This window comes from Nonomuraea sp. NPDC005730 (assembly GCF_040630865.1).
GTDB lineage: Bacteria > Actinomycetota > Actinomycetes > Streptosporangiales > Streptosporangiaceae > Nonomuraea.
The window spans coordinates 140,509-167,042 of the sequence record NZ_JBEXYK010000012.1 but is presented as its reverse complement, the minus strand read 5'-3'; the positions used below and the strand labels follow the sequence as shown (position 1 = coordinate 167,042).

General features: G+C 69.7%; 26 protein-coding genes and 3 pseudogenes. 14 read left to right on the top strand and 15 right to left on the bottom strand.

Annotation, left to right across the window (positions count from 1 at the left end):
* Positions 1-14: 14 nt before the first annotated feature.
* The 7 genes and pseudogenes from ABZ444_RS17960 (at position 15) to ABZ444_RS17930 (ending at position 4,117) form a co-directional block, all read left to right on the top strand.
* Positions 15-218: a hypothetical protein gene (locus ABZ444_RS17960; protein WP_357997631.1), complete on the top strand. Its 204-nt coding sequence runs from the start codon at positions 15-17 to the stop codon at positions 216-218.
* Positions 154-366 (top strand): annotated as a pseudogene (locus tag ABZ444_RS17955) (hypothetical protein); the annotation flags it as partial. The gene ABZ444_RS17960 and the pseudogene ABZ444_RS17955, both read left to right, overlap by 65 nt.
* A gap of 95 nt (positions 367-461) precedes the next feature.
* Positions 462-548 (top strand): annotated as a pseudogene (gene merB / locus ABZ444_RS17950) (organomercurial lyase); the annotation flags it as partial.
* Positions 549-573: 25 nt separating this feature from the next.
* On the top strand, positions 574-894 hold the full coding sequence (merB, locus tag ABZ444_RS17945) for an organomercurial lyase (RefSeq protein ID WP_357997628.1): 321 nt from the start codon (positions 574-576) through the stop codon (positions 892-894).
* An 83-nt stretch (positions 895-977) separates the two neighbouring features.
* The gene (locus ABZ444_RS17940; protein ID WP_357997545.1) at positions 978-1,934 is read left to right on the top strand and encodes a D-alanine--D-alanine ligase family protein; all 957 of its coding nucleotides are present in this window, start codon (positions 978-980) and stop codon (positions 1,932-1,934) included.
* Between the two features lie 37 nt (positions 1,935-1,971).
* Complete coding sequence (gene murF / locus ABZ444_RS17935) at positions 1,972-3,351, top strand: UDP-N-acetylmuramoyl-tripeptide--D-alanyl-D-alanine ligase (RefSeq protein WP_357997542.1); 1,380 nt, start codon at positions 1,972-1,974, stop codon at positions 3,349-3,351.
* 73 nt (positions 3,352-3,424) lie between these two features.
* A complete protein-coding gene (locus ABZ444_RS17930; protein WP_357997539.1) occupies positions 3,425-4,117 on the top strand; it encodes an aspartate/glutamate racemase family protein in 693 nt (230 codons plus the stop codon).
* A 1-nt stretch (position 4,118) separates the two neighbouring features.
* Here the strand turns inward: ABZ444_RS17930 and ABZ444_RS17925 are convergent, their stop codons facing one another.
* The 3 genes from ABZ444_RS17925 to ABZ444_RS17915 form a co-directional block, all read right to left on the bottom strand.
* Entirely contained in the window at positions 4,119-5,975 is a 1,857-nt protein-coding gene (locus ABZ444_RS17925; RefSeq protein ID WP_357997536.1) for an ATP-binding protein, read from the bottom strand.
* Positions 5,976-5,981: 6 nt separating this feature from the next.
* The gene (locus ABZ444_RS17920; RefSeq protein WP_357997533.1) at positions 5,982-6,284 is read right to left on the bottom strand and encodes a hypothetical protein; all 303 of its coding nucleotides are present in this window, start codon (positions 6,282-6,284) and stop codon (positions 5,982-5,984) included.
* Between the two features lie 776 nt (positions 6,285-7,060).
* Positions 7,061-7,495, bottom strand: coding sequence for a hypothetical protein (locus tag ABZ444_RS17915; protein ID WP_357997530.1), 435 nt, complete (start codon positions 7,493-7,495; stop codon positions 7,061-7,063).
* A gap of 137 nt (positions 7,496-7,632) precedes the next feature.
* On the opposite strand from ABZ444_RS17915, the gene ABZ444_RS17910 reads away from it, so the two are divergent.
* The 3 genes from ABZ444_RS17910 (at position 7,633) to ABZ444_RS17900 (ending at position 11,050) form a co-directional block, all read left to right on the top strand.
* Positions 7,633-9,621, top strand: a complete 1,989-nt coding sequence (locus tag ABZ444_RS17910; protein ID WP_357997527.1) for a sensor histidine kinase — start codon at positions 7,633-7,635, stop codon at positions 9,619-9,621.
* Positions 9,621-10,259 carry a response regulator transcription factor gene (locus tag ABZ444_RS17905; protein ID WP_357997524.1) on the top strand — a complete coding sequence of 213 codons (639 nt, stop codon included), beginning with the start codon at positions 9,621-9,623 and terminating at the stop codon, positions 10,257-10,259. Before ABZ444_RS17910 ends, ABZ444_RS17905 begins: the two co-directional genes overlap by 1 nt.
* 392 nt (positions 10,260-10,651) lie before the next feature.
* Positions 10,652-11,050, top strand: a complete 399-nt coding sequence (locus tag ABZ444_RS17900) for a hypothetical protein (protein ID WP_357997521.1) — start codon at positions 10,652-10,654, stop codon at positions 11,048-11,050.
* A 985-nt stretch (positions 11,051-12,035) separates the two neighbouring features.
* Here the strand turns inward: ABZ444_RS17900 and ABZ444_RS17895 are convergent.
* From ABZ444_RS17895 to ABZ444_RS17870, 6 genes and pseudogenes are all read right to left on the bottom strand, one after another.
* Positions 12,036-12,779, bottom strand: coding sequence for a glucose 1-dehydrogenase (locus ABZ444_RS17895; RefSeq protein WP_357997518.1), 744 nt, complete (start codon positions 12,777-12,779; stop codon positions 12,036-12,038).
* A 146-nt stretch (positions 12,780-12,925) separates the two neighbouring features.
* Positions 12,926-13,267 (bottom strand): hypothetical protein, encoded by a 342-nt coding sequence (locus ABZ444_RS17890; protein ID WP_357997515.1) that lies wholly within the window; start codon positions 13,265-13,267, stop codon positions 12,926-12,928.
* A gap of 7 nt (positions 13,268-13,274) precedes the next feature.
* Positions 13,275-13,631, bottom strand: coding sequence for a YciI family protein (locus tag ABZ444_RS17885; protein ID WP_357997513.1), 357 nt, complete (start codon positions 13,629-13,631; stop codon positions 13,275-13,277).
* Between the two features lie 525 nt (positions 13,632-14,156).
* Positions 14,157-14,258: pseudogene (locus tag ABZ444_RS17880) on the bottom strand (transposase); the annotation flags it as partial.
* Positions 14,259-14,511: 253 nt separating this feature from the next.
* On the bottom strand, positions 14,512-15,429 hold the full coding sequence (locus ABZ444_RS17875; protein WP_357997510.1) for a hypothetical protein: 918 nt from the start codon (positions 15,427-15,429) through the stop codon (positions 14,512-14,514).
* A 104-nt stretch (positions 15,430-15,533) separates the two neighbouring features.
* Positions 15,534-16,310: a WD40 repeat domain-containing protein gene (locus ABZ444_RS17870; protein WP_357997507.1), complete on the bottom strand. Its 777-nt coding sequence runs from the start codon at positions 16,308-16,310 to the stop codon at positions 15,534-15,536.
* Between the two features lie 305 nt (positions 16,311-16,615).
* Between ABZ444_RS17870 and ABZ444_RS17865 the strand changes: the two genes are divergently transcribed.
* On the top strand, positions 16,616-16,822 hold the full coding sequence (locus tag ABZ444_RS17865) for a hypothetical protein (protein WP_357997504.1): 207 nt from the start codon (positions 16,616-16,618) through the stop codon (positions 16,820-16,822).
* An 84-nt stretch (positions 16,823-16,906) separates the two neighbouring features.
* On the top strand, positions 16,907-17,971 hold the full coding sequence (locus ABZ444_RS17860; protein WP_357997501.1) for a hypothetical protein: 1,065 nt from the start codon (positions 16,907-16,909) through the stop codon (positions 17,969-17,971).
* Positions 17,972-18,097: 126 nt separating this feature from the next.
* On the opposite strand, the gene ABZ444_RS17855 is transcribed toward ABZ444_RS17860, so the two are convergent.
* Positions 18,098-19,690, bottom strand: coding sequence for a D-aminoacylase (locus tag ABZ444_RS17855; protein WP_357997498.1), 1,593 nt, complete (start codon positions 19,688-19,690; stop codon positions 18,098-18,100).
* Between the two features lie 12 nt (positions 19,691-19,702).
* A complete protein-coding gene (locus ABZ444_RS17850) occupies positions 19,703-20,983 on the bottom strand; it encodes an amino acid deaminase (RefSeq protein WP_357997495.1) in 1,281 nt (426 codons plus the stop codon).
* A 50-nt stretch (positions 20,984-21,033) separates the two neighbouring features.
* Here ABZ444_RS17850 and ABZ444_RS17845 point away from each other — a divergent pair, with 50 nt between their 5' ends.
* Positions 21,034-21,972: a LysR family transcriptional regulator gene (locus tag ABZ444_RS17845; protein ID WP_357997626.1), complete on the top strand. Its 939-nt coding sequence runs from the start codon at positions 21,034-21,036 to the stop codon at positions 21,970-21,972.
* A gap of 3 nt (positions 21,973-21,975) precedes the next feature.
* Here the strand turns inward: ABZ444_RS17845 and ABZ444_RS17840 are convergent, their stop codons facing one another.
* From ABZ444_RS17840 to ABZ444_RS17825, 4 genes are all read right to left on the bottom strand, one after another.
* Positions 21,976-22,773: a glucose 1-dehydrogenase gene (locus ABZ444_RS17840; protein WP_357997492.1), complete on the bottom strand. Its 798-nt coding sequence runs from the start codon at positions 22,771-22,773 to the stop codon at positions 21,976-21,978.
* Positions 22,774-22,798: 25 nt separating this feature from the next.
* Positions 22,799-23,557 carry an SDR family oxidoreductase gene (locus tag ABZ444_RS17835; RefSeq protein WP_357997489.1) on the bottom strand — a complete coding sequence of 253 codons (759 nt, stop codon included), beginning with the start codon at positions 23,555-23,557 and terminating at the stop codon, positions 22,799-22,801.
* A gap of 8 nt (positions 23,558-23,565) precedes the next feature.
* Positions 23,566-24,018 carry a 2,4'-dihydroxyacetophenone dioxygenase family protein gene (locus ABZ444_RS17830; RefSeq protein WP_357997487.1) on the bottom strand — a complete coding sequence of 151 codons (453 nt, stop codon included), beginning with the start codon at positions 24,016-24,018 and terminating at the stop codon, positions 23,566-23,568.
* A gap of 528 nt (positions 24,019-24,546) precedes the next feature.
* Positions 24,547-24,969: a PQQ-binding-like beta-propeller repeat protein gene (locus ABZ444_RS17825; RefSeq protein ID WP_357997484.1), complete on the bottom strand. Its 423-nt coding sequence runs from the start codon at positions 24,967-24,969 to the stop codon at positions 24,547-24,549.
* A gap of 189 nt (positions 24,970-25,158) precedes the next feature.
* Here ABZ444_RS17825 and ABZ444_RS17820 point away from each other — a divergent pair, with 189 nt between their 5' ends.
* Positions 25,159-26,391, top strand: coding sequence for a PQQ-binding-like beta-propeller repeat protein (locus tag ABZ444_RS17820; RefSeq protein ID WP_357997481.1), 1,233 nt, complete (start codon positions 25,159-25,161; stop codon positions 26,389-26,391).
* Positions 26,392-26,534: the final 143 nt, after the last annotated feature.

Here is a 26,534-nt window from a genome sequence, read left to right as displayed (position 1 = left end):
GGTGTGCCGGAGGAGTGGCTGTCAGGCTGGCCAAGAGCTTCAGCCGCTCTTCCGAGGTGCTCCCCGGTTCGGCGGTGTGGACGGCCAACCACGGCCTGGCGCTGCTGGGGGCCGACGACAGCGTCCCGGCGACGTTCGTCGCCCCCCCAACTGGTGATCTCCTACGTGCCGCCCGGGCCGCCGGCCGTTCCCCGGAGCATCCGCGTCCGCGCGGGTGACTCAGGCGCCCTCGTCACCTGGGACGAGCCCGCCGACGGGGGCAGCAGCGGAACCGTGCACTACGACATTGACGTACTCACCGGCGACGATCAGGTGCTCAAGAGCGCCGGCAGCACCGACCACGCCCTCGTCGTGTCCGGGCTGACCAACGGGTCGGCCTACACCGTCCGGGTCCGCGCCCAGACACCGTACGGCACCAGCGACTGGACGGCGCGATCGTCGCCGCCTACCCGTTCTCCTCGGTGCCGACCCCGCATCGGGTGCGGATCAGCGGCGGCCCCGAGGTCCACGCGATATGCGCCATCGACGCACTGGGTATGGCCGCGATGCTCGACAGGGACGGGAGGCCGGGACGTGACCGTGCACGCCGCAGAGCCAAGTACCGGCCGCCCGGTCACCGTCACCGTTCCCGCCCGCGGCGACCAGGTGAGGTGGGAGCCGGCCTCCGCCGTGGTCTTCCACGGCCAGCACCAGGAACAGGCCTGCTGTGAGAGCGCCGCCGCGGAGGTGCGCTGCGGCCACATCAGCTTCTTCGCCGACAGCGCGGCGGCACAGGCGTGGAGCCAGGCGCACCCGCAGGTGGCAGGGCGGCTGCTCGCCCAGCGCCAAGCCTGGGAGATGGGCGTGGACATCTTCGGCCCACTCATGCGCCTACAGCCGGAAATTGGACAGTGAATGGCCTGGGAACTGGTCAGGTGAAATGCCGACACTCGGCGGGCAGGTCCTGCGACCGTCCCACCGAGAAAGGCTGATCGATAGTGACAGAACGCGTACGCGTGGCGGTGCTGGCCGGCGGGCCGTCCGCCGAGCACGAGGTGTCGCTGCTGTCGGCACACGCCGTGCTCGACGCCCTGCCGAAGGAGCTGTACGAGCCCGTGCCCGTCATCATCGACCGCCAGGGCAGGTGGCCGGTGGAGCTGCGACCCGATCAGGTGGACGTGGTCTTCCCGGTGCTGCACGGACCGTTCGGCGAGGACGGCGTCGTCCAGGGGCACCTGGAGACGCTGGGCATCCCGTACGTGGGTTGCGGCGTCCTGGCCTCCGCCGTGGCGATGGACAAGGTCGCGATGCGGCGCGCGTTCCTGGCGGAGGGCATTCCTGTCACCCCGGGTGTGTGGTTCACCGAGCACGAATGGCGCGCCACCATCGACTCCTGGGGACTGGTGAAGTCGCTCGACTGGCCGATGTACGTGAAACCGTCCGGTCTGGGCTCCTCCATCGGCATCTCGCGTGTCACCACGATGGAGGAGCTGCGCGCGGGTGTGGAGCTGGCGCTGACCCACGACCGGTTGGTCATCGTCGAGCAGGAGGTAGCCGCGCGCGAGCTCATCTGCAGCGTGCTCGGCGGTCATGACTTCCCGGAGGCGTCGCTGCCCGGCGAGCTCCTCGTGCCAGGCGACTGGCTCGACTACGAGGCCAAGTACCTCAGCAATGCCGAGATCGCCACGATCCCCGCCGTCCTGCCTGAACGCGTGGCCGAGGACGTTCGCGAGACGTCGCTGCGCGCCTTCCGGACGATCGGCGGTTACGGCCTGGCCAGGGTCGACTTCCTCTACGAGGAGGAGTCGGGACGCCTGTACGTCCTGGAGATCAACACCATGCCCGGCTTCACGGCCCGTTCCGTCTACGCCAGGGCCTGGGCCGAGAGCGGTGTCCCGTACCCGGATCTGCTGCGCCGCCTCATCGACCTCGCGTTCGCCCGGAGCGGCAAGTGATCGCCAGAAGCAGGCAAGTGACCGTCAGGAGCGGCAAGTGATCGCCACGACGCTGGAGAGGATCGCGCAGGTCGTCGGCGCGAGCCTGCACGACGTGCGCGATCCGCGAGCGCTGGTGACGGCGCCCGCGGCAGTCGATTCGCGCGAGGTGGTGCCCGGCGGCCTGTTCGCCGCGACGGTCGGCGCCCGCGTCGACGGCCACGACTACGCGAGCCGTGCCGTCGCGGGCGGCGCCGTCGCCGTGCTGGCCTCGCGGCCCGTCGGCGTGCCCGCCCTCGTGGTCGACGACGTACAGCTCGCGCTCGGCGTGCTGGCCAAGCGCCTGCTCGGACGCATCAGCCCGACCGTGATCGGCCTGACCGGCTCCGTGGGCAAGACCACCACCAAGGACCTGCTGGCGCAGGTGCTCGAACGGCACGCCGAGACGGTCGCCACGGACAGGTCGTTCAACAACGAGCTCGGCCTGCCGCTCACCGTGCTGCGCGCCGATGCCGCCACCCGGTACCTGGTGCTGGAGATGGGGGCGAGCAGGAAGGGCGACCTGACGTACCTGACCGGAATCGCGCCACCGCAGCTTGGGCTGGTGCTCAATGTCGGCAGCGCGCACGTGGAGCGCATGGGGTCCGGGCCGGCCGACATAGCCGAGGCCAAGGGCGAGCTGGTCGAGGCGCTTCCGGCGGACGGGTTCGCGCTGCTCAACGCCGACGACCCGTACGTCGTCGGCATGGCCGGGCGTACCAGGGCCAAGGTCCTGCTGTACGGCGCGGCGGCGGGGGCACAGGTGCGGGCGGAAGGCGTGCGGATGGACGACCGCGCGCGGCCCGCGTTCGAGCTGGTGACGCCGGAGGGCAGCGCCCCGGTCACGCTCGACCTCATAGGCGAGCATCAGGTGGGCAACGCCCTGGGCGCCGCCGCCGTGGCCACCGCGCTCGGACTGGGCGCCGCCGAGATCGCCGAGGGACTGAACGCCGCCCGGCGGCGCTCCGCGGGCCGGTTGGAGATCGTCGAACGACGTGACGGCATCACCATCGTCAACGACGCCTACAACGCCAGCCCCGAGTCCATGAAGGCCGGGCTGCGGGCGGTGCGGGTGGTGGCGGGCGCCCGCCGTACCGTCGCCGTGCTCGGCGCGATGGGGCAGCAGGCGGACACCTCGCGCGCCCGGCACGCCGAGATCGGCCGGCTCGTCGCCGACCTTCGCTTCGACGTGCTGATCGCGGTAGGGGAGGGGGATCCGCTCGCGATGGCGTGGGCGGCGGAGTCCGCGAACCGGGGCGTGGCCGTCCACACGGTCGAGGACGTGTCCGGCGCCACCGAGCTGGCCGGCTCGCTGCTCGAACCGGGCGACGTGGTGTTCGTCAAGGCCTCAAGCGAGATCGGGCTCGGCGCCTGCGCCCGCGCGCTGGCCGACGCCTGAACAGCTTCTGTTCTGCCGAATGACCAGCCACCCTGTCAAGCCTTCCGGCGACGAGCCGGCGAAACGGAGTTCCATGCGCACCATCGGTCTTATCGGCGGGTTGAGCTGGGAATCGACGGTGATCTACTACCAGATCATCAACCAGCGTACCCGCGAGCACCTCGGCGGCAGCCATTCCGCCAACAGCCTCATCTGGTCGGTCGACTACACGACGGTCGAGGACCTCATCTTCGCCGACCGCTGGGACGAGGTGAGCACGTTGCTGACCGGTGCGGGCAGGCGGCTGGAGGATTCCGGCGCCGACGTCCTGCTCGTCTGCAGCAACACCTTCAGCCGGGTGAGCGACGACGTGGAGCGGGCCGTGGGCGTGCCGGTGCTGCACATCGCCGACACCGTGGGCGCCGAGATCCGCGCCAGGGGCATGCGCAAGGTCGGCCTGCTCGGCACCAGGTTCACCATGGAGGAGCCCTTCTACCTGGATCGGCTGGCCGCCCACGGCGTCGAGGTGGTCGTCCCGCGTCGCGAACAGCGGAAGCTGGTCCACGACGTGATCTTCGACGAGCTGGTGCGCGGGGTGATCAGGAAAGCGTCCAGGGACGCCTACGCGCGGATCATCCAGGACCTCGCGGACGACGGCGCGGAGGGCGTCGTCCTCGGCTGCACGGAGATCGAGCTGCTGATCAGTGAGAAGCACGGCCCGATCCCTGTGCTGCCGAGCGCCCGGCTGCACGCCGAGGCGGCGGTCGGTTTCGCCCTCGCCGAGTGATTCACGTACGGCTGGTTCCGTACAGCTCGCGGTGCCACAGGTCGGCGCAGACCCGTTCGATGCCGGCCGCCAGGTGGCGGCGGTAGGTGGTGAAGGGGATGCCGAGCCGTTCCGCGGCCAGCTCCTGCGTGGGCGTACCGCAGAGGAACGTGACGGACAGCGCCCGGTGGAACTTGACCGAGCGCGGGTCCTCGCTCAGGTCGCCGATCGCCTGGCGCAGCAGGTCACCCAGTGCCGTGGCGGGATTCCGCTCATCGGCGACCAGCCTGGTGCGCGTCAGGGGGGAGGTGGCCAGCTCGTCCGGCCGCGGCAACCTGCGCAACGCTCCGCGGACCGCGTCGGCGAACTCCTCCCTGGACAGCACCGCCAGTCTCGCCGCCGCGGCGCCAGGGCCGCTCGCGGGCCTCTTGACCATCTGCTCCAGCCACGCCTGCGCGGGCACCGCCCGCCAGTCATGAACGAACAGGCCGCCGGAGATGTCACGCATCCCGTGATACCGCTCCGTCCGTGCTTCGATGTACGACCAGGCCAGCCGTTCGGCCCGCAGGCAGTTGCCGAGCGCTCGCCACTGGATCAGTTCCAGCAACAGCGAGTTACCGCGGTACGGCGGAAGCACCCACTGCCTGCTGACCGCCAGGTGCTCACCGGCGCGCAGCGGGGTGGTGGCGCGCGCGTGCGCCCACGCCGCGGCCACGACGGGATCGGCTGCCAGCTCCTCCTCATCGAGCTCCGTCAACCGCAGCCACGCGGAGAGAGCCACCGGCGCGCCCGTCTCGGCGCTTCGATAGAGGCGGAACGCTTCCGGCTGACGCTCCACCCAGAATGCCGCCTCCTGTACCAGGATGCCGGCCTCCGACTGCGGCAAGGCCTCTTCCTGGAACTCGCCGTCGCCGGTAGGCGGCCCGTGGTGGAGATGGAGCAGTGCCGCCACCGCGCCGGGCACGTCCGCATCGCTCGCCGTACGCACCCTGTCCGCCACGCGCGCATGCATGCGCTCGTGCATCACCGTGTACGCCTCGGGGTCCCGCCAGCGCAGGTCCGCCTCCAGCAGCCGCCGGACCACGCCGTGCGGGAACAGCCCGAGACCGCTCGATTCGACGAACGGCAACCGCCGCAGCCAGCGGAACAGCGTCCCCGAGTCCTCGGGGAAGGCCGCCCGCAGTAGGTCCTCCGTCGTCGTGTACGCGTGCGCGCAGATCTCCAGGGCACGCCGGTGCGCGGCCGAGGGCAGCTCGCCCACCAGCTGATCCAGCAACTCGGCCACCAAGTCCTGATCAGGCCTCCATCGCCCGCCGTCCTTCGCCGCCACGGCCGCCCCCAGGAGCAGCGCCAGCGGGTGACCGCCGGCGAAGGCGAGCAGCGGCTCGTGCACCTCGGCCGGCACGCCGGCGGCGTCCAGCAGGGTGTGCGCGTCCGCGGCCCGCAGATCGCGCAGCGGCAGCACCTCCAGCGACCCCGCCCATGCCGGGTCCGCCTGCCAGCGCACATCCGGCGGGTTCCGTCCCGCGATCACCGCCAGCGCCCCCGCGGGCACCCGCGGCAGGAACCGTTCGCGCAGCCACCCCTCCAGGATCTGCACGCGGTCGAAACCGTCGAACAGCAGCACCGCGTCATCCGGGCAGGCCGCCGGGTCCATCAGGCGCTCGTCCAGCATGGACACGGGCCGCCCCGCCGTCTCGGCCTCGTCGGCGAAGCGCCGCAGCAGGGCCGACTTCCCGATGCCGCCCGGACCGTGCACGTACAGGACGCTGCGGGCGCCGCTGAACAGCGCCGTGGTGAAAACCGCGAGCTCCTCCTCCCGCCCCACGAACGCCATCTCGCGCGCCGCGCGCAGCCGCCGCCCCAGAGAACCGGACATGGATCGCTACCCCTTCTCGAAGAGGTGGTGCACGCCGGGGGCGCGGTATCCAAAGGTGACGCCGATGAGCCGGCCGTGACGCCACAGCGCCTCGGTGCGTGCCGCGGTGAACGCGGCCATCGCGCCGTCGGTGAGCCCGGCGAGGTTCTCGGCGGGGAATCGCATCCGCAACGCCCAGCGGCAGGCCAGTTCGCGGGCGCGGCCTGGATGGCGAACGAAGGCTGGCGGCGGCAGCAGCACGGCGAGCACCAGCGTGGCCGCGGCGTACAGCCTGTCAGGCCGGGGAGGGATGGTGCGTGGTTCGTCCATGACGAACTAGCATTGGCGCCAAATATGAGCGCGTCGTCCGCCGAATGTCACCGTTTGTCGACGGCCCCAGGCTGTGCGCCTCTCACCGTCGAGCGGACCGCTTCACCTGTGCGCAAGCCAGGACGTGCTCGGCGAACCGGGCGAACTGCCAGGACAGCCGGACGGCATCCTCCACTGCTGGGCTCGTGGCGTCACGCCGGGCCGCCCGCGTCACGGGGCGGCGGCCTGGCTGGTCCATGTCTCTCGCATGGTGACGCCTCATGCACCCCGACGCCTGGTCGGAGTCAGACGGTGGTGGCCGGCCGGCCGATGGCCTCGCGGGTGTGGTGTCCGGAGCCGGAAGAGGTCTTCAGGCGGGAGGTTCTGGCCCGCCACGAGCTCCCCTACCCGCCTCTTGCAGGGACGCGGGAGCCTGAGGAGGTCGTCCAGGAACTGGTCAACCCGCGCTCCCGGCCTGGGGTGAGGTCGTCGGCCAGGCATGTCTCAGGTCAGCGTGCTCTTGAGGATCCTGGCGACCCGGACGCGGTTGCCGCTGACCGGGAGTGGCCGGCCTCCATTTGGGGGACCTCATGGATGTGTCTGGTCTGGGCGCGTCAGCCATTGGAGCTCTCGGTGTCGCAACCGGTAGGCGGCCCTGGAGATGCGCAGCAGTCCGGCGTCCCAAGCTCAGCGGCAGAATGCTGCGAACCGCCATGGCAGCCGCCGTCGTGGCGCTGCGCACGCCAGGCTGATGGCCTACCTCGCGCCGCCGGCTCCGGCGATCGACGTTCTCCTGCTCACGAAAGTGGCTTACGGCGGCGCAGCAGCCCGACCAGCCGGATCGCGGCCAGCACGCCCACCCCCAGATGCGCGCACACCAGGACGATCTGGAAGATCCGCTGCCCGCCGGTGAGGTCGGCCGCGTAGCCTCCGTCGTAGAAGCCGGACATGAACGCCAGCACCCCCGCCACGACCAGCAGCCCGGCGGCGGGCGCGGCAAGCGCCCGGCGGCGGCTGGTTGCCCCCGCGACCAGGATGACCTGCGCGACCATCATCGGGATCGGCGCCGACAGGCGCGCCTGGGAGCCGAGCGCGTCCAGGAACGTGGCGTTCAGGCCGGCCGACAGCGAGATGACCGCGCCGGCCAGGTCCAGGGCGAGCAGCAGCCCGACCCCGGCGAGCAGCGAGACCTTCAGCGGCCGGTCGGTGGTGGTCGTGGTGGAGACGGACATGTTCTTCTCCTGAGGTCGTGGGGAACGGCCTCAAGGATGTGCGGGGCGGCCGCCGGGCGTCATGAGCCTCATGTCCCGACCCGGAGGGGACTTCTCGTCCCGTGACGGCGGGACAACCGGGTGGCACGATTCACTCCATGAAGGACAGATCGGTACGGCGTGCTGCGCTGGTCGGCGGGGTGCTCGTCGCCCTCGTGGTCGGCTCGCTGGCGGTCGAGCCGCGGCTGCGGGCGCTCGGCGTCACGGGGATCGTCGAGCGGTTCGACGCCTTCCGCGGTGTGGCGGCGCTGTCGTTCGGCGTGCCCGGGCTCTTCGTGGTGTCGCAGCGGCCGGGCGGGCCGGCGGGCCGGGTGGGCTGGGTGATGGTGTTCACCGGGTCGGCCCAGGCGGTGGGGCTGGCGCTCGGCACGTACGGGCTGCTCGGCATCAACCAGGGCGCCGAGGGCGGCGTCGGGGGCGGGCGGCTGCCGGGTGACGACTGGGCGATGTGGGCGTCCAACTGGTTGTGGATGCCGGCTTACCTCGTCGTGCCGACGGTCTTCCTGCTGATCTTCCCGGACGGGCGGCTGCCCTCGCGCCGCTGGCGGCCCGCGCTGGTGGCGGCGCTCGTCGCGATCGGGGCCAACACGCTCGACTGGATGCTGCGGCCGGTGCCGTACGAGAACGTGCCCGGCCTGTTCCCCGACGGGTACGCGGGCGTGCTGGCCGGTCTGCGCGGCCTGCCCGACGTGCTGGACGGGCCGGTCGTCGCGTGCACGGCGGGGGCCGTGGCCGCCGCGGTGGCCTCGCTCGCCGTCCGTTACCGGTCGTCGGGCGAGGAGGTGCGCAGGCGGCTCCAGTGGGTGGTGGCCGCCGCGCTGATCACGGTCGCGCTGGCCGGGGTGGCGCTCGTCGCGTCTTGGGGAGCGGGCGCGCTCGTGCTGGCGGCGGTGCCACTGCCGGTGGCGGTCTCGGTCGCGATCGTCGCCCACCGCCTGTGGGACCTGGACCTCCTGCTGTCGCGAGCGCTCGCCTTCGGCGCGCTCAGCGTCGGGCTGCTGATCATGTACGCGCTGGTCGCGTTCACCCTCGGTGGCATCGTCGGCGCGGGCGTGTCGGCGGTGCTCGTGGCGTTCGTCGTGCATCCCCTGTACGCCCGGGTCCTCGCCGCCGCCAACCGCCTGGTGTACGGCGACCGCGACAACCCGGCCCGCGCGCTGCGCATGCTCGGCACCCGCCTGTCCGGCGCCGGCGTGCCGGGCGAGTTGCTCGACCAGATGGCCGCGGAGGTCGGCAGGGTGTTGCGCGTCCACTACGTCGCGGTCGAGGAGTCCGGCGCGGTCGTCGCCTCCTGGGGCCGTCCGGGCGAGGTCGCCGAGACCGTGCCGCTGCTGCACCGGGGCGAGCCGGTCGGCGCGCTGCTGCTCGGCGAACGGCTGCGCCCGAAGGACCACAAGCTGGTGGGCGAGCTCGCCCCGCACGTCGCGGTGACCGTGCACGCCCACCGCCTCGGCGCCGACCTGGAGCGCTCGCACGGCCGTATGCTCGCCGCCCGCCAGGAGGAACGCGACCGCCTGCTGTACGAGCTTCACGACGGCCTCGGCCCCAACCTGGCCGCGCTCGCTCTTCAGACCGACCGCGCCCGCCGCCTCGTGGACACCGACCCCGCCAAGGCCAAGGGGGTGATGGACGAGCTGTCCAGGCGCATCCGCGCCACCGTCGAGGACGTCCGCACGATCGTCAACGACCTGCGGCCGCCGCCCCTGGACGACCTGGGCCTGGCCGGCGCGCTGGCCGAGCTCGGCAGGGGCTTCGCCGGCGACCTCGCGGTCGACGTGGAGGTGCCGCCCGACCTGCCCGTGCTGCCGCCGCCGGTCGAGCTCGCCGCTTACCGGATCGCCGCCGAGGCGCTGACGAACGCCGTACGGCATGCCATGGCCTCCCGCTGCACGCTCACGCTGCGCGCCACCGACACCCTGGAGCTGCGCGTGCAGGACGACGGCGTGGGCGTCGGCGCGCCCGTCCGGCGCGGGTTCGGCCTGGCCTCGATGCGGCGCAGGTCCGAGGAGCTGAACGGCACGTTCGAGCTGGTCACCGGCTCGGGACCGGGCACGCTCCTGCTCGTCAGACTCCCGCTGGCGGCCTGATGATCAAGGTCATGGTGGTGGAGGACCACCCGGTGTTCGCCGAGGGCCTGGTCGCGCTCCTCGGCGACGCGCCGGAGATCGACGTCGTGGGCGTCGCGAGCACCGGCGAGGCCGCCGTCGACCTCGCCGGACGGGTCGCGCCGGAGGTGGTGCTCATGGACCTGCACCTGCCGGGCATCAGCGGCGTGGAGGCGACCGCCCGCATCCTCGCCGACCGGCCGGAGACGGTCGTGCTGGCGCTGACGATGCTCACCGACGACGAGAGCGTGCTCGCCGCGATCCGCGCCGGGGCCCGCGGCTACCTGCTGAAGGAGTCGACCGGCGAGGACATCGTACGCTCGGTGCGGGCCGTCGCGGCCGGGCAGGTGGTGTTCGGCGCCTCTACGGGCGAACGCCTGCTGTCGGTGCTCGCCACGACCGCGGCACGCCCGCGCCCGCTGCCCGAGCTGACCGACCGCGAGATGGAGATCCTCGACCTGGTCGCGGTCGGTCTGAACAACCAGGCGATCGCGAGGCGGCTCGTGCTGAGCGAGAAGACCGTGCGCAACCACGTGTCCAACATCTTCGCCAAGCTGCACGTCTCCGGCCGTTCGGCGGCGGTTGCCCGGGCCCGGGATGCCGGGCTCGGCTCCGGCTGATCATCACCGACTTCCGTCCGCCCGCGAACCCCCCTGGCCGGACACCTGACCGTGCGGGTGCCGATCAATCATCCGGCCAGGTAAGCCGCATGCCGATACTCCTTCAGGATGCGCCCAAGCCGATCGCCATGATCTGGGCCGGCGCGGCGTCGGGGTCGGGAAGCGGTGAGAGCGGAGCTGCCTGGCACAGAGCCCGATGCGGTCGGTGTTCGTTGTAGAAGGCTTCGAACTCGCGCAGCGCGTGCAGAAGGTTCTAGGACCGTCAGAACGTACAGGCGGCCGCCGGTCAGGGTGCGGACTTCGAAGCAGTCGCACGCCAGCAGAGCGCCGGCTTGGCTGCGCAGGAACGCGGCCCAGGCGGCGGCGGTCCGCTCGGGAGACGGATCAATGTCGTGCGCTTTGCGGATCTCTCACACGGTGGAAGCAACAACCTTGATACCGAGCGCGGCCAGCTCACCGTGAATGCGCCGGTAACCCCACGAACGTTCTCCCGTGCCAGCCGCAACACCAGCAAGCGGATGGACCGGATAGCACGAGGGACGTCCACGCCCGCGAGGCGCGCTGGCCGCGGCGCGACGGCACCGCAGCAGATCGCGGTGCCAGCGCAGGACGGTGTCCGGGCGGACCAGCAACCCAAGGTGCCGGAGGCTGTTCGTCGGCAGGCGGTGAAGCAGCCCAGCGAGAAGGAACCGATCAGTCGGCGTGAACGCGGGCGTGGTCACCTGCCGCTGCGTCACCATCAGCTGGTGCCGCAACACCAAGATTTCGATTTCCTTGTCACGATCGGTTAGGGGGAGCCTCCATGACCTGCACGGATGAATATTCGGCACCCGCAAGACCAGGAACTTCGCATCGCGCGGTTGTATATCAGTGTCTCCACGGCGCCAACGGATGGGGTTGGGGACCCGCTGGGGACCACACGCCATGCTCGCACTTGCGCAACCCTCAGGAGGGTGAACGGTGAACTCGCCGTGAGAGTGCGTTTGACGTGCGGAAACGCGTACACCCATGTTCTGGGGGGTCAAGGGGGCGCAGGTTCAGATCCTGTCGTCCCGACGGTTGCGAAAGGCCAGCCAAATTGGGTGAAAGCCCAGGTCGGCTGGCCTTTTCTGTTGACTGCTCGATCCTGATCGATGATCTGGACTGCTTTCAGTTTAGGACCAGCCCCCCGAGAGGTGGGCGCTGAGAGCGTTACCTGCGGCGGCGATGGAAGCGCCGAGCGTGATGCCGACAGGCGGCAACACGGGTCGGGACGCCATCAGGCCACCTCGCCGGGGTCGATGCGGTGGTCGGCGGGCCACTGCTGCAGCTCGTGCATGTCGTAGAGGGTCAGGCGCGTTGTGATCCGGACGAACGGTGGTCCCTGGGGCGGCTTCGCCGTGCGCAGCGGCGGAGGGTTGACGGGTCGACGGTGAGAATGGCTGCGACTTCCTCGGTCGTGCGCCAGGCGCGTGGCACGTCGTTGTCGTGCGGGTCTACGGTGGGTACTGCGAGGTGCACCCACCCGGCGCTCCTCGGCGGGACTGGTCGTTCGCTTGCTACATCAGCCCCGTCTCCGGGGTACGGCCTCGATCCGACCACAGGCGAGATCTCCACGACGGTCGTCGACATCGGCCGCCGCGACGACGGTGGCGGTGAGCGCGACCCCGTTCTCGATCAAGTCGGCCGGCCAGGTCACCAGGTGGCACTGACCAGGCAGAGTCGGAGCCGATACCGGCCGGGCTTGTTCCGGGCGCAGTGGCCCCGTGATTCGTCCGGCCCGCCGCCGACCGCCGGTCAGATCACCAGGCCGCCGGAGACACGCAGGTTCTGACCCGTGATCCATTGGGAGTCGGGCCCGGCCAGGAAGGCCACGACGTTGGCGATGTCCTCCGGGCGTCCCAGCCGTCGCAGCGGCGTCAGGGACACGGTGTGCTCGATGGCCTGCTCCAGATGCTCTCCGGCGGCGGCGCGCATCATGTCGGTCTCGGTGGCGCCCGGGGACACGCTGTTGACGGTGATGCCCTGCGGGCCGAACTCGCGGGCGGCGACGGCGGTGATCGACTCCAGTGCCGCCTTGCTGGCGAAGTACAGGGCCAGGCCCGGCACCGCGCCGGTCGAGGAGATGTTGATGATCCGTCCCCCCTGGCCGAGCCTTTCGGCGGCGGCCTGGATGACGAAGAACGGGCCCTTGGTGTTGACGGTCATCGCCTCGTCGAAGTCGCTCTCGGTGGTGTCGCAGATGTTCCCCATCGGATTGATCGCCGCGTTGTTGACCACCACGTCCAAACCGGTCAGGTTCCGGTCGACCTCGCCGAACAGGTGCTTCAGGTCCTGCATGCGTCCCTGGTCCGCTCGCACCGCGATCGCCCGGCCGCCGAAGGCCGCCACTTCGGCCACCACGTCCTCGGCCGCCGCCTGGTCGCGCTTGTAGCTGAAGACCACCGCCGCGCCTTCACGAGCCAGCCTCACCACGATCGCTCGCCCGATTCCCCGCGATCCGCCGGTCACCAGGGCCGACTTGTTCTGCAACGTTCCCATGCCAACTCCTTGCCTTCGGCGCTCCCGGTGGGAGCGCCTCTTGGCAAGGGGTCGTGGCACGCGTGTCGTTTTCGACATCGGCGCCAGAGAGTTCTGGGAAAGGGCCGGCGGCTGGTTCAGGCGCGGTGTGCGGCAGCGCGGCCGGCTCAACGGTTGCGGCCTCGACATGGGCGAACTGGACGGCATGGACTTCTTCGAACGCGGCGGCGGGCCTGCTCGCTGCGGACGTGGTCGACCAGGCGGCGCGAGGCGACGGTGATCAGCCAGGCGCGCAGGTGGTCGGGGTCGGGGGCCGGCCGGTAGGGGCCTTCGGCCGCCGTGACCACGCCGCCGCGCAACCGGACGACGGCGCTGATGGACGGATCGGCGAAGAGCTGCGCGCTGATCAGTTCCCCTGCCTGCCCCGCCGCGGCCAGGAACTCCTCATGGCCGAACCCTTCCCCCGGCGGGCCCGATCCGTTCACATGGACGTTCAGCAGGAACGTCACGGCGGGCTCAGCCGGAGAAGACCACGGGTCGCACTTCGACGCCCAAGCCCTCGACGCGGGCGTCGGGGATGAGCGCGGCGATCTCCAGGGCGCGTTCCCTGCTGTCGCATTCCACCAGGTAGTAGCCGCCGAGGTACTCCTTGGCCTCCAGGTAGGGGCCGTCGGTCACGACGGGGACGCCGCCCCTGACCGTGACCACGGCCGACTGGGCGGGGCCGGCCAGCGCGACGGTGCCGATCATCTCCCCGGACTCCTGGATGCTCTCCATGAACGGGCCGTGGCCGCTCATGACCTCGTTGCGCTGCTGTTCGGTCAGCGCGTCCCAGACCTGCGGGTTGGCATGCATGATCAACATGTACTTCATGTCGTCGTCTCCTTCGGTGCTCGTGCGTGGCGCCCCCTGGCGGGTGCCGTTCTTCCGTGAGTCGGAGCCGCTTCGCGGTTCTTGCGCCCCCGTGGACAAGAACTTTGTTCTAGGGCGTCTCGCCGGCGGCGCTCGATGGCGTTGGTCAGCCGTTCGCGCGCTCCTTGTGGATCCACTTCTCTTCCGGGTAGTTGGGTAGCCACGCCTCGGCGAACTCCACCGGGTTGTCCCCGACGACGTCGCGCACGCGATCCCGTACGCCGCGCTCGGCTCGAACAGGTCGGCCAGGTCGTCGAGCATCTGCAGCAGGCTATCGGCCTTGCCGGGCCCGAAGTACTGCATGTGGCGGATCACCGTGGTGTTGTCGCCGCCGCTCTCGCCGCGTTCGTGCAGACACCTTGGGATGGCGCGATCCAGCTCTTCAGCACCCGCACGAGCAACGGCTCCAGAACAGGACCGAGCCCTTCGTCGACAGGCGGAGGATCCCGTTCCACCGTCGGCACCCGTTGCTGAACTCAGTCGGGGCTCGACCGGCTTGTCGACGCGCCGGGTGGAGACGCCGAGCAGGTAGGACGTGGCGACCACGCTGATCAGCGCCTGCTCGGCCCGCCTGCGGCGCTCCAGCAGCCTCGAAGGATCACTCGATGGCCTTCTTCATTTCACGACGCCACGCCTGTGACCAGGCCAAACTCGTACACCACTCCGTGGACGCAACCCCCGCACCATCACGCCGCATCGACGCGATCGCGACGGGGGTGTGTCTTCCGTCCGGCTCCTGCCGCGCCGCCCGACTCCTTTTCCGTGATCAGCTTGTCGTGGCCGCCGGCCGCCAGGGCGTCATGCGTGCTCGACGCGGTCGTCTTCCCCATCCGCCGGCTGCTCACTTCTTGATCCGCTCGGCGATCTTCTCCTCGATGAGGTCGGCGAGTCGTATCTCATGCACGGTGTACTCGCGGGACTCGCCGTGTTCCTCGTAGGTCCTGATGCCGTCGCCGAAGCGGCGCCGCACCGCCTTCAGCGCCGGTCCGACCTCGCGGGAAGCCGCCAGGGCCGCGGGCGGCATGCCCAGCAGCACCTCGAGCAGGAGGCTGAAGCCTTCCGTCTCGTCGTCCTTACCGTGGACGACGAGGTCGGCCCGCCGTCGGACCTCGGCGGCGATCGTGTCGGCCGTCTCCGGGAGGCCGATCGCCTGTAGGGCCGCCTCCGCCTGGTGCCGGGTGTCCCGGTGGATCTCCTCGTCCTCCAGCACGGCCAGCAGGGTCGGCGTCGCGGGGGCTGCGGCCGCACCGGCCCGCTTGAGGGCGTACATCAGCCGGTACTTGGTCGACTCGTCACGCCACCAGTGGTCGGCGTCGTCCCGGGCCGGGAAGGGAAGGGCGCGGAACGCCGCGTGCACCGCCGGGACCGCGGCAGCGCCCCGTTCGCCCAAGGCGGCCGAGGTGAGCACGGCGAGGAAGTTGCCGATCTCGGGCAGGCTCGCGATGAGCTCCTCCGTCGTGGGGGCGTCCTCGCCGGTGAAGTGCGCCAGCAACCGCCCTGCAGAACCATGATCATCGTGGCGATCGAACATCCGGTAGAGGGCGGTGGTGGCCGCGCCCTCGTCGTTCTCCGCCAGCGCGATCACCGCGGCCTCCCGGGCCCCTGGGTCCGCACCGGTCACGATCAGCTCCGCCAGCGCGTCCGCGGCCGCCTCGCTCCAGGCCGCGTCGAGGTCGATCGAGGCCAGCTCACGTACTGCGGCCAGACTCGCCGTGCCGTCGTCCCAGTGGTGGCGGATGTCGTCGAGCTGGGTTTCCACGTCACCGCCGTCCATCTTCCAGGAGGGGCGGCCGACGCGTTGCGGTACGAGTCCGGCATGGTCGGACCAGTGGAGAACGTGGACCTGGCCTCCGCGCCCGCCGATCAGCCAGCACCGCCCGTCCGGCGTACCGGCCACCACGACAACGAACCGTCCCGCCCGCCGAGCACCACCAGCGGCCGGTCCGGATGCGCCGCGATCGCCGTGGGCCGGGCGGGCGGAGTGAACGCGGTCACGACCATCCCGGTCTCCGCATCGAGAACGACCACCCGGCCACGCCGCGGGGACACCATGAGCCGCCACAGGTCGCAACAGCGCGTCAGCCGCTGATCCGCCGCGTCGTCTTTGCCACCGAAGGCCCACACGACCTCGGCATCGGCGTACGGTCTCTCCCCGGGAGGCCGGCGCCGGGCCTCGATCAGTCCTCTGTCACCGCTCACGACGATCAGTCCGGAGCCGGTGCGTCCCAGCGCCGCCGGATCACGCCGATCGCTCAAGCCGAAGAGGCCCGGCCATCGAAAGTCTCCGCACTGCCTGAGCACCGCATCCCGGTCTGCGGATGTGAGGAGCCGCCCGCCGTCCCAAGGAAGCCGTCGCCATTCCAAGGCCTCGGCCGCCACCGTCCACAGCGAGGCCGGTCCGTCCGTGGTGAGCAGTTGGGGCCGTCTGGCGTCGCCGATGAAGGCGGCGTTCGTCACGGGTCCGTCCTGCAGGCCTCCCACATAGGCGGTGAGCAGGCCATGGCGCAGATCCCACAGCCGGATCTCGCCGGAGCGCGCGCCGGTCGCCCCCAGCCGTCCGTCTGCGGAGACCGCGACCGCGGTGACGGCGGTGCCGTGGTCCTCGGACGGCCTCGAACAATGATCATCGTCGCCGGGCATCCCCGAGAGTTAGCACATCTCCGGCATCTCTGGGCCAGGAACAGCTGCAGCCCGGTCTCGTCGCTGTCGGTCATCCTCCGCGCTACGCCGCGCGCAGTTCCTGCTCGGAGATGGTCCGCTTGAACCGCGGGTAGGCAGTCTCGTCGATCGAGGCCATCAGGCACAGCCTTCCCCGTCACGGGAGGTCGGCGCCGATATTGAGCGCCCCAACCTCGGTCCCGCAGCGGGAATGCCCATGTGTATCGTCTGCACGTCGACAATCCCGATCCCGACGTCGTCGAGTGGCCTCGACCAGCCACAGATCGGTGCTCTCGCCTTCGTGGTGGCGGCCGGTCTGCGTCGGCCTGCCGGCCGCGCTGGCTGGACCGCTGCTCGCCTCGGGTGAGGAACTGCACGCCACCGGAGGTCTCGGTGGAGAGCTTCCCTTCGTGCTCGAGCGGCACCGCATCATGTACGGCATGCAGATCCGGGTGGACGGCGAAATGACCCCCAGGCGCCAAGTGGCTCTGTGATGGCTGCGGTCACGAACGATCGGGAAACTGCCGGTCTCGGCTATTCTTGATCTTGACCCCTAACCTGGACCTCGGAGATGAGTGTTGACGGCTGCACAGCCTCACCAGGTCGACCCCCTCGAAGCAGTGGCGTGCCTGTTCAGGTTGTGGCTGCCGGGTTGGCGGCTCGCGGTTGTCGGAGGCGAGGCTCCCGAGGGGGAGTGGATCTCCGCGCCTTCCCTGATCGAGGTGACGGAGTACGGGGCGTTCCCGGGAACCTTCATCGGCCCCGGTGGGCAGCGCCACCCGGTGGCCGTCGAGTGGTTCGACATCGATGACCCGGACGAGACCTCCGACAGCCCCCTGGGCGCGTCCTGGGGCCTGCCCGCCAAGGGTGCGGAGCAGACGTACGAGTCCCTCGTCGGAGCACTGGAATCCGGCGGCAGCCTGAACCGGCGAGGCCGGGCACTGGCCGGATACGCCGCCGGCTACCTCGCCGCAGACGCCACGGACCTGCTGCGGATCGAGGCCGCCGCCGAACCGGGCGGCCCCGTCCTTGATGATGAGCTGCACCTGCTGGTGCGCAGGTGGAGGAGGACGTGGCGAGTGTCGCTGGGCTCCGCCCCGATCGTCTCCGATGGCCCCATCGAGGCCGATTACCGAATCGCCGGTGTCACGGCGCTTTTGAGGCAATTCCTCACTGTCAACAACACCGACGCGGTGTCATTCGAGGTGAGTTTCGGCACACACGACGTCGATCTCGACGTCTCCGATCCCTACGACGCCTTCCGGACAGGCTGGTCAGGAGACGGGCACTGGCTGATCGCCGAAGAGGGCGACGACGAGGACGACGACGTCCTCTGGCCGCTGGACGCAGCCTCCCTGGAAGCCGTGCTGACCGAGTCGGAACGGAACATCGTCCAAGCGGCCCGGGCCACTGGCACGCTCTGGGAATTCGACGATACGACCCCCGAGATCCCCGGCGACGAACTCGTCTCCTGGCTGGCCCGCGACCTCTACGAGACGATCGCCAACGGGGTCACCGGCACTTCCGGACCCCTACTCGCCTTCGCCAAGAAGTTCCCCCTCGACGAGGTTCTGTGCGGCGAAGGGGATTCATGCCTCCTCCTGGTCGGCCCGGAGCGCACTGCCCTCGTCCACGTCAGCTGACCGTCGCCGGCGAGCACACCACCCCGGGCCGCTTCTCGCGTGCACAGCCGTGACGGCCCTGCCTGCCCTTCAGCGCAGGAACCGACGGTCCACAGCAGGATGGTCTCGCGCCGCCAAGGAGGGTGCTCAGCGGAGCCGGCGGACGGAACGACCGGGCCGGGCACCAGTGGGCCGACCCTCATCGATCACCCAGGTGCCGGCCACCATGACGAAGGGGATGCCCCGCGGGGGCCGCCGAGGTTCGTCGTACGTCGCCACCTCGCCGACCGTTTCGGGGTCGAAGAGCACGAGGTCGGCCAGGTAGCCAGGCTTGACCAGGCCACGGGTGGCGAGCCCGAGGCGGCGGGCGGGCCGTGACGTCATCTTCGCGACGCATTCCTCCAGCGTCAGCAGGTTGAGTGCACGGACGTAACGGCCGAGAAGGCGAGGGAAGGTGCCCCACGCGCGAGGGTGCGGCCGAGTTCCCGCGAGCAGCCCGTCACTGCCTACCGTGTGCGCGGGGTGGCGCATGATGGCACGCACGTTCTCTTCGTGCCCTACGTGCTGGAGGCATGTGGTGCCGAGCCGGTCGCGGACGAGCAGGTCGAAGTACACGTCCGCGGCCGCTCGTCCCTCCCGTGCGGCAAGGTCGGCGAGCGTGGCGCCCACGTGGGGCTGGTTGGCGGGATCCCGGACACCGCTGATCCGGACGGCGCTCCAATCGACCGGTACGCCGTGGCACCCGTCGGAGCCGCGCTCTTCCAGATCCCGTCGGAGCCGCATACGAGTCGGGAGGTCCTGCAACCGGTCGATCAACGCCTGCGGACCGCCCTCGGCCGCCCAGCTCGGCAGCAACGCGGCAAGAGTGGTCGAACCTGCGGTGTAGGGATAGCTGTCCATGCTGATGTCGCAGCCGTCGGAGAGGGCGTCGTCGATCAGGCGCAGGAGGTCGGCGGCGCGTCCGGCGTTGTCGGGAAAGTTCATCATGGTGTGCGCGAGGTGGAGGGGGCAGCTTGAACGCCGCGACACCTCGATCATCTCGGCGTAGGCGGCGAGGGCGTCCCGGCCGTAGCTGCGGTGGTGCGGGCTGTGGTAGCCGCCGTGGGCCGCGACCACGCGGCACAGTTCCACCAGTTCCTCCGTGTCGGCGTACATGCCGGGCGGGTAGGTCAGGCCGGACGACATGCCGACGGCTCCCTGCCGCATTCCCTCGGCGACGAGTTCGCGCATCATGTCGAGTTCGCCGCTGGTCGGTGGCCGGTTCTCCCAGCCGAGGACGAGCGCGCGCACCGTCCCATGCGGGACCAGGTAGGCGGCGTTGACCGCGATGCCCTCGTCCAGCCGGTCGAGGTAACCGCCCACGGTGCGCCAGTCCCAGTCGAGATCTTCTGGATCGCCGTTCCAGCCGGCGAGCTGGATCCGCAATTGCCGGAGAGTCGTGTCGTCGACCGGCGCGTAGCCGAGGCCGTCCTGACCGAGGACCTCGAGCGTCACACCCTGCGCCGCCTTCGCCACATGATGCGGGTCCGTGAGGAGGGCGAGGTCGGAGTGCGCGTGCATGTCGATGAAACCCGGCGCCAGTACGAGCCCGTCGACGTCCATCACGCGTCCGGCGCCCGCCGTTGCCTGCCCGGGTTCCGTGATTTCGGTGATCACGCCGGCCTTCGTGACGACGTCGGCGCGGTATGAGGGCCGGCCGCTGCCGTCCACGACCCGGGCGCCCCGGAAGGTGTAGTTCACGAGTCCATCACCTCAGAACAGCGTACGGATGTGGTCGACGACGACGCCGTCCTCGACCACGGGGATCAAAGGCCACTTGTCGAAGACCGTGCAGGGGTGCGAGAGGCCGCAGCCCACCCAGTCGCCGACCTGGAGCTGCGTGTCTCCCGCGACGGCGACAAAGGCGTGTTGATCGTTGAGTGATACGACCTTCAGCCCCCCGGCCGGCAGCGAGCAGCCATCCGAACGGCGGATCTCGCGGGGGACCGGCAGCCCCACATCGAAGGAAGCGTCCCTCTTGCCGAAGTCCAGCAGCGCCAGGCCCGGCTCAGGGCGGGAGATCACCTGGCTCCACAACAACGGCGCGGGTCGCAGCGCGTCCGCCGTCACGCCGCGTGCGGACGGCCCGACCCCGGCATAGAAGCCGTCGTCATGGGTCACATATGCGCCGCTGCGCAGCAGGACGCGCGTCGGCTGGGACAGGAGCCACGGCCCGGCCAGTTCCTCGGCCACGATGTCGAAGTACGCGCTCCCGCCCGCACTCACCACGATCTCCTCCGCCTGCTCGAACCGGCCTTCGGCATCGAACTGCCGGGTGAGCCCGCCGAGGGTTCGCAGGTAGTGCCTGATGCTACGCAGGGCGGCCGGTGTGGCCTCGTGCGCCACGATGCCTTCGTAGCCGGACACGCCGACGAGGCGCAAGGCCGCGCTCTCCGCGACCGCGTCCGCCACCCCTCTGGCTTCCGCCACGGTACGACAGCCCGCGCGGCCGCCCGCCGTGCCGAATTCCACGACGACGTCCAGCGGTCGCGAGCGTGGTCGCGAGCGCAGCACCTCGTCCATCAGGGCGACCCCGCGCACGGAATCCACACAGCAGACGAAGACGAAGCCGGGATCGGCGGCGAGCTCCGTCGCGATCCAGGAGAGCGCGGCGGCGTTGACCAGCTCGTTCGCGAGGAAGATCCGTGAGATCCCGAAGGCACGACAGGCCCGCACCTGCGTGATCGTGGCGGCGGTCATCCCCCACGCGCCGTGGGCGGCCTGGCGGGCGAACAACTGCGGCGCCATGGACGTCTTGCCGTGCGGAGCCAGGTCAAAGCCATGCTCGGCCGCGAACCGGGCGAGCACGGCGATGTTGTGCTCGACTGCCGCGCGTGACAGGGTCAGCACCGGCGTCGTGAAGCCGGCCTGGAACAGGTCGAGGCGGGCCTCGGCGAGCTCGCCCACGCTCCGCCCCTGCGCCGTGGCGGGCAGGCCCTTGAAACGCCAGTCGACACGCTCCGCGTACAGCGCCGCAAGCGCACCTGCATCCATGTGAAACACTTCGGTGAGTCCCCGCGCTCGAACATCCGTTGGTAGTGGCCATGTTGATCAATGACGTCCGCCCCGAATGGCTCGTGTCCTTCCTCGCCATCGTCGACTCGGGAAGCTTCAGCGCAGCCGCGGCCACGACTCACCGTTCACAGCCCCGCGTGAGCACCCACGTCGCGGCGCTGGAACGCGCCGTGGGGCTCCAGCTTCTGGACCGCCGTCGGCGGCCGGTGGCGTTGACCGACGCCGGCCGGGCGTTCGCCGCGCACGCCCGAGAGGTGGTGGCCGCCATTCACCGCTGCGAAGGTGAGATGGACAAGTTCCGCGAGGCCAGCCGCGGCCTGGTCACCCTCGGCTGCTACCCGAGCGCGAGCGCGCTCTTCCTGCCGAAGCTGCTGATCGAGTTCCAGCGCCGGCACCCGGGAGTGCAGGTGGTCCTCGTGGAGGAGTCGACCCTGGAGCTCGGCGCCGATCTGTTGTCGGGGAGTGTGGACATCGCCGTGCGGCCGGTCATGCCGGTACTGCCGGAGGGAAGCACCGAGCGCGTGCTGCTCTGGGAGGAGCCGCTCGTCGCGGTCATCCCCGAGCGGCACCCGCTGGCCGACCACCCGGGCGATCTGCCCCTGGAGATCCTCACCCGCGAGCCGCTGATCACCATCGGGAGGTCAGACCTTCCCGAATCCGGGAACTTGGAGACCTATGCGGCCTTTTCCCAGGTCGGCCATGACATCGAACCCGTACTCATGACCAACCAGCCGCAAACGCTGATCGCCATGGTGCGTACCGGGCTCGGGATCGGGGTGACGAATCTTCTTGCCGGCCACTGCTCCGACACGAACGGTGTCCGGCTCAGGCGACTCGCCGGAGCCGCTCCCCGTCAGGTCGCGGTGCACTGGCCGGCCGACCGGCCTCTGTCCACGGCCAGTCGGCTCATGCTGGACGCGCTCAGCCGCGAGCCGCTGCCCGATGGCACACATCCGCCGCGAACCTGAACCTCAGTACTCCTCGCCGAGAATGTCGGCGGTCATCACGGCATTGCCCGCCAGAAGACCGCCGTCCACCGTCAGCGCCGTGCCGGTGATCCACGAGGCCGCGCTCGAGGCCAGGAACAGCGCCGCGTCCGCCACGTCGTCCGGTTCACCGATCCGGCCGAGCGGATACCAGCGAGCCAGCCGCTGGTGAACGGCAGGGTCCTTCGCCAGGCGGCCGTCCCAGAACGGGGTCCGGATCGTTCCGGGGGCGATGAGGTTGACGCGTATCCCGCGCGGCCCGTAACGCACCGCCAGAGCCCTGGTGAGGCTGAGCAGTCCGGCCTTGGCGGCGCTGTAGAGATCGTTCCCGAAGTACGAGAACCCGTTCACCGAGCCGATGTTGAGGATCACTCCGCCCTCGCGCTGCAGCATGCAGGGAAGCACGGCCTGCGAGCAGAGGAACGGCCCCTTGAGGGTGACACCCACATCGAGATCCCACTCGCGCTCGGACAGGTCCAGAAACGGCAGATCCAGCGTGGACGCCGCGTTGTTGATCAGGACGTCGATCCCGCCAAGAGCGAACTCGACCTCTTCGATCAGACCGTGCACGGAAACCGTGTCGGAGACGTCCACGGTGAAGGCCTGGGCCCGGTGCCCCAAGTCGCTGATCGCCTTCGCTGCCTCGCTCGCGGCATCACCGTTGATGTCGGCCACCGCCACGGTGGCCCCCTCGGCGGCGAAACGTTCTGCCAGGTTCCTGCCGATACCGGAACCGCTGCCGGTGATCAGGACGACCCGGTCGGTGTAGCGATGAATCGTCATACTCTCGTTCTTCTCCTTGTGTGCTTCAGCGACTCAGCCATCCGCCGTCCACGACGAGGACATGGCCGTTCACGTAGTCGGAGGCCCTTGAGGCGAGGAAGACCGCGGCCCCGGCGATGTCGTCGGCCCTGCCCCAGCGGCCTGCCGGAATGCGATCCAGGATCTGCCGGGAGCGTATGCCGTCGTCCTGGAGCTCCTTGGTGGTGTCCGTGATGATGTAACCGGGCGCGATCGCGTTCGCCTGCACGTTGTACTTGCCCCATTCGTTCGCGAGCGCCTTGGTGAGGCCGGCCAGCCCATGCTTGCTGGCCGCGTAGGAGGCGACGTTGAGTCCCCCCTGGAACGCGAGCAACGACGCGATGTTGATGATCTTCCCCTGTCCCCGGCGCAACATCCCGGGACCGATCAGGCGGCAGATCCGGAAGGCCGCGCTGAGATTCACCTCCAGCACGTCCTGCCAGTCGCCGTCGGTGAACCGCTCCGCCGGCGCCCGTCTGATGATCCCGGCGTTGTTGACCAGAATGTCGACGTCCTCGGCGAACTCGCTCACCGCGCTCTGCATCTGCTGCGCGTCGGCGACGTCGAACACCGCGGTATGCACGGTGCGGCCCAGTTTCTCGGCGTGGTCGCGGATGTCGTCGAGGTTCTCGCGGTCCGAGGCGGCGACCAGGTCCGCGCCCGCTTCGGCCAGGGCCAGTGCGACGGAATACCCGATCCCGCTGCCCGCTCCGGTGATCACCGCTGTCTGCCCGTGCAGCGAGAAAGGATTGTCGTCGTTTCTCATCGGAACGCCTAGAAGATGATGGGAGCGAGTTCGATACCGAACTGCTCGCAATGCCGTACGTAGCGATCCAGTTTGCTGTCGGCCGTTTCGGTGCCGATGACGTTGTCCTGGTCGTCCAGATATTCGAACGGCCCGTGGATGGAGAACAGGGTGATCATTTCTGCGTCTCCGACGACTTCCAGTGTGTGGATGTCGTCATCGGCCTCGAACACGAAGTCCCCGGCCTTCGCGACCCAGTCTCGCTCAAGGTAACGCCAGGATCCCTCGAGGACGTAGGCCTCGACCGGCCCCAGGTGTCGGTGCCGGTTGACCCGGCCCGCGCGTTGGACCCTGAGCAGGTTGATCCAGCGTCCGGCGCTGCGATCGATACGCAGGGGTTTGAAATGGATGCCATCCCCCTGCGGAACCCAGGGGACTTTGCTCGCGGCCAGATACAGCTCTTCTTGCGCTGATGAATGCATGAACAGATCCTGACGCCGAAACTCCGGTGTTTCGAGTCAGGCTAACCGGTAAGGCTTCCGACCGGAATCGCGCATTTCGCATGACAACTATTCGTCTCGTGTATGAGAGTCGAGATGCCGAGAGCGCCCAACGGCGTTGAAGGATTCCCGTCTCCTCTGCGAGACCAGCTCAACCGCCGAGATCATCGACCAGCTGACAGCTCGTGCGCATCACGAGCGCTTGACCACTGCCCCCCCGCGAGGGCGACTCCTTCCGGGCGCCGGTGACGTCGCCGGCAGGCCGATGCCGTCCGGGCACAGGGAGGCCGGCCTCTGCGTCCACAGACGGAAGCCGCGCAGGTCAGGCGCGTGGGGCCCAGAGGGTGACCAGCCTTGCCGCATCGTGCTCCACGGCCTTCCAGGACGGCGATCACGGAAGTGGGGAAGCCGGATCGCTTCATCCGGGCCGGCAGGTCGCCCGAGGACTCGCCGGCCAGAGCGTCGGCAAGGCTCTGGCCGAGCCCACCGGAGGCAGGGGTTCGGACGGTCTCAGGGGCGCAGGGCGTACACGTTGCCGCCGCCGCCGGTGTAAAGGAGACCGTTGGCGTGGATGAGGGCGTTCCCGACGATGGCGCCCTCATCCGGCGCGTCGCCGGTGTTCATGTGCCATCTGCGCGCGCCGGTGGCGCCGTCCAGAGCGTGGACGGTGCCACCGGCCGTTGAGACGTACACGACGCCGTCGTGCACGGCGGGGCCCACGGCGATGACGCCGCCCACCGGCGTGTACCACCGTTTCGCGCCGGTGGCGGGGTCAAGGGCGCTGACGATGCCGGCGGAGGTGACCACAAAGAGGCGGCCCTGGCCGGCCGTCAGGCCGAGATCCGGGTCGGCGTCACCGGCCGGGGTGGTCCATCGTCTCCTACCGGTACGGGCGTCCAGCGCGTGTGTCGAGACCTTCGGTCGATACGACAAGACCCCGTGCAGCTACCTCGCCGGCCTTCATCCGCGCGCCTCGATGATCTGGGTCAAGGACCTCACCCGGAGCACCGGTTGATCACGACCCGATACGCACCCTAGGCGCATGTTTCTGGCTCGCCCGGTTCCATGGCGCGTGATGGGACTACGCTTGGTGATCTTGCCGGCTACTGATGATGGAGTGGCATGACGGTCACACCGCATTTTGGGAACGATGGGCGCAGCGGTGCGTATCGAGCCTCTGGCGTACCTGACGGGGCGCAGGTCGCCTGGATCGCGCGAACGGACGCCCCCGTGGTGGCGTCTCCGGTGCTCGTGGGCGACACGCTCGTTGCCGCCGATGTGTCTGGAGCGGTTCACGCGTTCGATGCCAGGACCGGTGAGGTGCGCTGGCGAGGGGCGCTTGGGGAGAACGGTAGGGACGGTTCGGCTGAGATCCTGACGGCGCCCGCTGTCTGGAATTCCTGGATCTTCGTGCAGTATGAGATCGGAGAATGCGCGATCTTCGATCTCCGAACCGGAGAGCTTGTGCGGAAGCTGGATCATGACGGTTGTCCAACGGTGATTGGTGACCTCCTGCTGCTCCACACGCTGGAGGAAGTATGCGCTTTCGGCCTGCCCGACCTGAAGCCGCGGTGGCGGACAAGAGAAGCGACCGGCTGGGTGCAGACGAGCCCGGCGATTTCTGAGGCCGGTATCGCCTACGCGGCACTCGGTAATGAACCGCACCATACCCATACCGGCGTGGACGTGTTCGATGTGAACAGGGGGGAGCTGCTGACCTCCGTCGGGGACGGTGATATCACCTTTCCGGGCGATTCTCTGGACGAGGACGAAGAGGACGAAGAAAGCTCCCACGACGACGAGCAGGTCGTCTACTTCGCTCAGGCGCATGCGGTCCTGGCCGAGGAACGGGTGTGGATGCCCGTCTATCGCGCGGAGGAAGACTGGACGGCGCAGATCGTGGGCCTTGATCCACAGACCGGAGAGCAGATCTGGGGTTATCTGCCCGATCCGGGGCGTGACAATGAGGTGGACTCGGCGGTGGCGGTGTCGGACGGGACGGTCTATGTGGTGGAGATCCTTCGTGACACACCGCCCGAACAGGACAGTGCTCGTCTGCATGCCGTCGATATCGCAACCGGGCGTCCGCGTTGGATCCGTTCGTTCGGCTCGTGCGCGGGCTCGCCGGTGGTGGCCGGCAGGGCCGTGTACGTCGCGACTTCTGCGGGCACGGTGTCCGCATTCGACACCGTCACCGGGGAACAGCGCTGGACCGCCGAGATCGGCGAGGAGATCCTGCATCCCTGCTACGTCGACGACTTCGGCGACCAGTACCACGAACATGGTCTGGCGGTGTTGCCCGGAGACGGCGTGCTCTATGTTCGAACGAGTGCCGGCGTGGTGGCCATGCGGTAACCATGCCAGAGCGCCAGAAGGCAAGCTGGGGGGCAGACAAGATAAGCCCCAAAGGTCGGACTGGTCAGCGCCCTGGTCGGTGACGGGTTCTCAACTCTCGGAAATGGACATTCCCACACATTGCCGACTGGCAGGCAGGGCTT

What these genes read in the sequence shown, in the direction of transcription:
- ABZ444_RS17930 (WP_357997539.1), top strand. Translation starts at nt 3,425, where the DNA reads ATGCGCACCATCGGTCTTATCGGCGGGTTGAGCTGGGAATCGACGGTG.
- ABZ444_RS17870 (WP_357997507.1), bottom strand. Translation starts at nt 16,310, where the DNA reads ATGCCCGGCGACGATGATCATTGTTCGAGGCCGTCCGAGGACCACGGC.
- ABZ444_RS17835 (WP_357997489.1), bottom strand. Translation starts at nt 23,557, where the DNA reads ATGAGAAACGACGACAATCCTTTCTCGCTGCACGGGCAGACAGCGGTG.
- ABZ444_RS17905 (WP_357997524.1), top strand. Translation starts at nt 9,621, where the DNA reads ATGATCAAGGTCATGGTGGTGGAGGACCACCCGGTGTTCGCCGAGGGC.
- ABZ444_RS17850 (WP_357997495.1), bottom strand. Translation starts at nt 20,983, where the DNA reads ATGGATGCAGGTGCGCTTGCGGCGCTGTACGCGGAGCGTGTCGACTGG.
- ABZ444_RS17830 (WP_357997487.1), bottom strand. Translation starts at nt 24,018, where the DNA reads ATGCATTCATCAGCGCAAGAAGAGCTGTATCTGGCCGCGAGCAAAGTC.
- ABZ444_RS17915 (WP_357997530.1), bottom strand. Translation starts at nt 7,495, where the DNA reads ATGTCCGTCTCCACCACGACCACCACCGACCGGCCGCTGAAGGTCTCG.
- ABZ444_RS17920 (WP_357997533.1), bottom strand. Translation starts at nt 6,284, where the DNA reads ATGGACGAACCACGCACCATCCCTCCCCGGCCTGACAGGCTGTACGCC.
- ABZ444_RS17885 (WP_357997513.1), bottom strand. Translation starts at nt 13,631, where the DNA reads ATGAAGTACATGTTGATCATGCATGCCAACCCGCAGGTCTGGGACGCG.
- ABZ444_RS17925 (WP_357997536.1), bottom strand. Translation starts at nt 5,975, where the DNA reads ATGTCCGGTTCTCTGGGGCGGCGGCTGCGCGCGGCGCGCGAGATGGCG.
- ABZ444_RS17820 (WP_357997481.1), top strand. Translation starts at nt 25,159, where the DNA reads ATGACGGTCACACCGCATTTTGGGAACGATGGGCGCAGCGGTGCGTAT.
- ABZ444_RS17840 (WP_357997492.1), bottom strand. Translation starts at nt 22,773, where the DNA reads ATGACGATTCATCGCTACACCGACCGGGTCGTCCTGATCACCGGCAGC.
- ABZ444_RS17845 (WP_357997626.1), top strand. Translation starts at nt 21,034, where the DNA reads ATGTTGATCAATGACGTCCGCCCCGAATGGCTCGTGTCCTTCCTCGCC.
- ABZ444_RS17910 (WP_357997527.1), top strand. Translation starts at nt 7,633, where the DNA reads ATGAAGGACAGATCGGTACGGCGTGCTGCGCTGGTCGGCGGGGTGCTC.
- ABZ444_RS17895 (WP_357997518.1), bottom strand. Translation starts at nt 12,779, where the DNA reads ATGGGAACGTTGCAGAACAAGTCGGCCCTGGTGACCGGCGGATCGCGG.